Raw genomic sequence first — 4,146 nt, 5'->3', positions numbered from 1 at the left:
CCCCGGGCCGCCCGCGCGACCCCCTCGGCGCCCGCGACCGGGCCGCCCGCGCGCTCGACGGGCTGCGCGCGGCCGGCACCACCATCGCGAGCATCACGCTGACCGCCGACAGCGCCGCCCGCTACCGGGATCAGCTGGCCGCCCTGCACGCTCTGGGCGCGGAACTCGGGTGCACCTTCACCGGCCGCGGGCGCGGCGCAGCGGCCGGTGGTCTCGCTCAGTGATAGTGATCGCCGGATATCCGGTCGCGCCGTGAGATGTTGCCGGTCGACAGGCACCGCGGAGCAGAAGGGCGGCCACCATGACGACACCGGCACCGGCCACACAGTCGCAGTTCGACGACATCATCCGGCGGCTCACCGGGCCGGGCGGCCGGTTCGAGATAGTGCCCGAGAACGTCCTCGGCACCGTGCTGCCGGTGGTACGCCACCGCAACCGGACGGTCGCCGAACTGGTGGCCGCCTCACGCGCGTGGGGCGAGGCCGACTACCTGGTCACCGCCGATCGCCGCCTCTCGTTCGCCGCCCATCTCGACGCGGTGGCAGCGCTGGCGGTGGCCCTGCGGGACCGGTACGGGGTGCGCCCGGGTGACCGGGTCGCCATCCTGGCCGCCAACAGTCCCGAATGGGTGATGGCGTTCTGGGCGACCCAATGCCTGGGCGCCGTCACCGTCGGCCTGAACAGCTGGTGGGTGCCCCGCGAAATCGACTACGGGTTACGGCACAGCAGGCCCGCGGTGCTGATCGTGGACGAGAAACGGGCCCGTCTGCTGGAGGAACTCGATACCTCCGGCTGCACCGTCCTCACCACGGAAACCGATCTGCCCCAGCTGATCACCGAACACACCGGCGCCGAACTCCCCCGGTCCGAGGTCGGCGAGGACGACCCGGCGGTCATCCTCTACACCAGCGGTACCAGCGGACGGCCCAAGGGCGCGCTGCATTCCCAGCGCAACCTGCTGGCCGTCGTGGACTACCACCGGTTCTCCGATGCCTTCGCGGCCGAACTCGCGGGCCGCACCTACTCCGATTCGGCGCCCAGCCCGCTGCGCTATCTGCTGACCTCACCGCTTTTCCATATCGCGAGCCTGCACAACCTGGTCGTGCCACGGCTGGCCACCGGCAGCGCGGTCGTCCTGAACCAGGGCGCCTTCGACGCCGGCGCCGTTCTCGGGCTCATCGAACGAGAGCGTGTCACCCATTGGGGCGCCGTGCCGACCATGGCGGCGCGGCTGCTCGAATACGCGGACGCCGATACCTACGATCTGTCCTCGCTGACGGGGTTCGCCCTGGCGTCGGCACCCTCGTCGATCGCGTTGAAAGACCGGCTCCGCGAACGGTTCCCGTTCGCCCGCAACGCCTTGGTCGACAGCTACGGCCTCACCGAGTGCAGTACCGCGATCGCGGTCGCCACCCCCGCCGACCTCGCCCAGGCGCCGGGCACGCTCGGCAGGCCGATCCTGCTGGTGGATCTGGAGATCCGTGACCCCGGCGGCGCGCGGGTACCGGACGGGACGGAGGGCGAGATCTGTGTGCGCAGCCCGTACGTCATGCTCGGGTACTGGGACGACGAGGCGGCCACGGCGGCTGCGATCACCCCCGACCGCTGGTTGCGCACCGGCGACTTCGGTGTCCTCGAAGCGGGCCGGCTCCGGCTGACCGGGCGCCGCAGCGATCTCATCCTGCGCGGCGGCGAGAACGTCTACCCCACCGAGATCGAGCAATGCCTGGAGGAGCACCCCGGCGTCGCAGAATGCGCGGTGCTGGGCGTCGCGCACCCGGATCTCGGCCAGGAGGTCGCGGCCGTCGTGGTGGTCACGCCCGGCGCGTCGCCCACCGAAGCGCAGCTCGCCGAGTTCGCGAGCGCGCGGTTGTCGTACTTCAAGGTGCCCGCCCGCTGGCGGATCACGACGCAACCGTTGCCACGTAACGCGACCGGCAAACTCGCCCGCCGCGCGATCGAATTCTGACCCGGCCGCGTGCGGCATACCGGGCGGCGCACCCACCGCGGCATCACCCGACAGCAAGAAAGGCCCGAGAAGTGATCGACAAGAACGAGTTCGGCCCCTGGGCCGTGATCGCCGGCGGCTCCGAGGGCGTGGGGGCCGCCTTCGCCGAGCAGCTCGGCGCGGCCGGTATCAACCTGGTGCTCATCGCGCGCAAACCCGGGCCACTCGACGACACCGCCGCCGCCGTGCGTGCCACCGGGGTCGAGGTGCGCACCCTGGCCCTCGATCTACTCGACGCCGACGCCGCCGACCGTATCCGTTGCGCGACCGCGGATCTCGAGGTGGGTCTGCTGATCTTCAACGCCGGCGCCAACACCTACGGGCACGAGTTCGTCACCGGTGATCTGGCCGCGTTCCGCGGCGTCATCACACTGAACGTCGACCGGCAGCTGGAACTGGTCCACCATTTCGGCGCGTTGATGAGAGAGCGCGGGCACGGCGGTATCGTGCTACTCGGCTCGCTGGCCGGGTATCTCGGCACCGAGCAGCAGAGCGTCTACTCGGCCGCCAAGGCGTTCGGCCGGATCTTCGCCGAGGGGCTGTGGTTCGAACTGCGCGAACACGGCGTACACGTACTCGAACTGATCCTCGGCGTCACCCGCACACCGGCCATGGAGCGCGCGGGGCTGAACATGGACATCCCCGGCATGCTCGTCGCCGAACCCGCGGACGTCGCCCGCGAAGGTCTCGAACATCTCACCGACGGCCCGGTGTGGGTGGCCGGTGGTAACTACGCGGACGCGCAGAAACGCAGCGGCTTCCCGCGCGACCGGCTCGTCGCCGGAGCAGCGCGGGTAATGCGTCAACTCATGAATCGCCACTGATTTCCCTCGTTGTCCGCCACCGAGCAACTCGCCCGGATTGACAATCCGGCGGACATCTGAAAATCTCGGTCCAGGTCATGAGTGCCAGCGCGAAGCCCCGGCTTGCTGGCCGGCAACCCTCCTCCGCGGTGGGGTGCCCCGGGTGACGACCTGGCCGCCGCTCGACCGGGCGCGGCAAGCGCGGACTCCGTCTCCCCGATCCGTACCGGAGTCCCCGAGCCGATGGGATTGCGTGATGACCGCTGTACTCGACCGGACCGGTGCCTTCGCCCGAGTCACCGGCGCCGAACTGCGAGTTCCCCTGGTACAAGGTGGAACCCGGGCCTACGCAAATTTCGACTACGCCGCCAGCGCACCCGCGCTGGCGCAGGTGAGCGACCGCGTCGCCGAACTGCTGCCCTACTACGCCAGCGTCCACCGCGGGGCCGGGTATGCCTCCCGGATCTCCACGCAGTGCTATGAGGCGGCGCGGGATACGGTGAGCCGATTCCTCGGGTGCGCGGACGACCAGGTGGTGGTGTTCACCCGCAATACCACCGACGCGCTGAACCTGCTGGCCGGCTGTGTTCCCGGCGATACCGTGGTGCTCGATATCGAACACCACGCGAACCTGCTGGCGTGGGAACGCCGGGGGCGCCGGGTGGTCCGCGCGGCCGATACCGTCGCCGAAACACTGCGCCGGCTCGCGGCCGAACTGTGCGCGAAACCCGCGGCCCTGCTGGCGGTCACCGGGGCGTCCAACGTGACGGGTGAAGTACTGCCGCTCGAACGCCTCGCCGAACTGGCGCACCAATGCGGCGCGCGGATCCTGGTGGACGCGGCGCAACTCGCGCCGCACCGGCGAATCGACCTGCACGCCACCGGCATCGACTATCTGGTTCTGTCGGGTCACAAACTGTATGCCCCGTTCGGGGCCGGTGTGCTGGCCGGTCGCCGCGACTGGCTCGATACCGCTGCGCCCTACCTCTCCGGAGGTGGCGCGGTACGGGAAGTCACCGTCGACGGCACGCAGTGGGCGTCCGCACCGCAGCGCCACGAGGCGGGATCGCCGAATGTGCTGGGCGCTGCCGCCCTCGCCCGGGCCTGCGAGGTACTCGCCGAACTCGGCCCGGACGCCGAGGCGCACGAACGCTCGCTGACCCACCGGCTCCGCACCGGCCTCGCCGCCATTTCCGGTGTCGAATGCCTGCGGATCTGGAGACCCACCGCCGGCAACTCCGGCTCCGCCCCCCCCGCCCGCGCGGGCGGGGGGGGGGGGGGGGCGGGGGAGAGGGTGGGGATGGAGGGCGGGACCCGGAATTCTGGTTGTTCCGC

Annotated in this window: 3 protein-coding genes, 1 pseudogene and 1 riboswitch; all 4 genes and pseudogenes read left to right on the top strand. The window is 70.7% G+C overall.

From position 1 onward, the window contains the following. A pseudogene (locus QH276_RS18990) lies at positions 1–224 on the top strand (hypothetical protein); the annotation flags it as partial. 77 nt (positions 225–301) lie between these two features. Continuing rightward, on the top strand, positions 302–1,969 hold the full coding sequence (locus tag QH276_RS18985; RefSeq protein ID WP_280401284.1) for a class I adenylate-forming enzyme family protein: 1,668 nt from the start codon (positions 302–304) through the stop codon (positions 1,967–1,969). A 71-nt stretch (positions 1,970–2,040) separates the two neighbouring features. Then, positions 2,041–2,832, top strand: coding sequence for an SDR family NAD(P)-dependent oxidoreductase (locus QH276_RS18980; protein WP_280401285.1), 792 nt, complete (start codon positions 2,041–2,043; stop codon positions 2,830–2,832). Between the two features lie 73 nt (positions 2,833–2,905). Then, a riboswitch (SAM riboswitch) is annotated at positions 2,906–3,019 on the top strand. A gap of 48 nt (positions 3,020–3,067) precedes the next feature. Further along, positions 3,068–4,146 (top strand): aminotransferase class V-fold PLP-dependent enzyme (locus QH276_RS18975; RefSeq protein WP_280406834.1); only part of this gene is annotated, 1,079 nt, incomplete at its 3' end.

The organism is Nocardia carnea (assembly GCF_029869215.1).
Lineage (GTDB): Bacteria > Actinomycetota > Actinomycetes > Mycobacteriales > Mycobacteriaceae > Nocardia > Nocardia carnea_B.
This window is presented reverse-complemented; position numbering and strand designations above follow the sequence as displayed.

Excerpts from the sequence above, each read along its gene's own strand:
- QH276_RS18985 (WP_280401284.1), top strand. The coding sequence starts at position 302 with ATGACGACACCGGCACCGGCCACACAGTCGCAGTTCGACGACATCATC.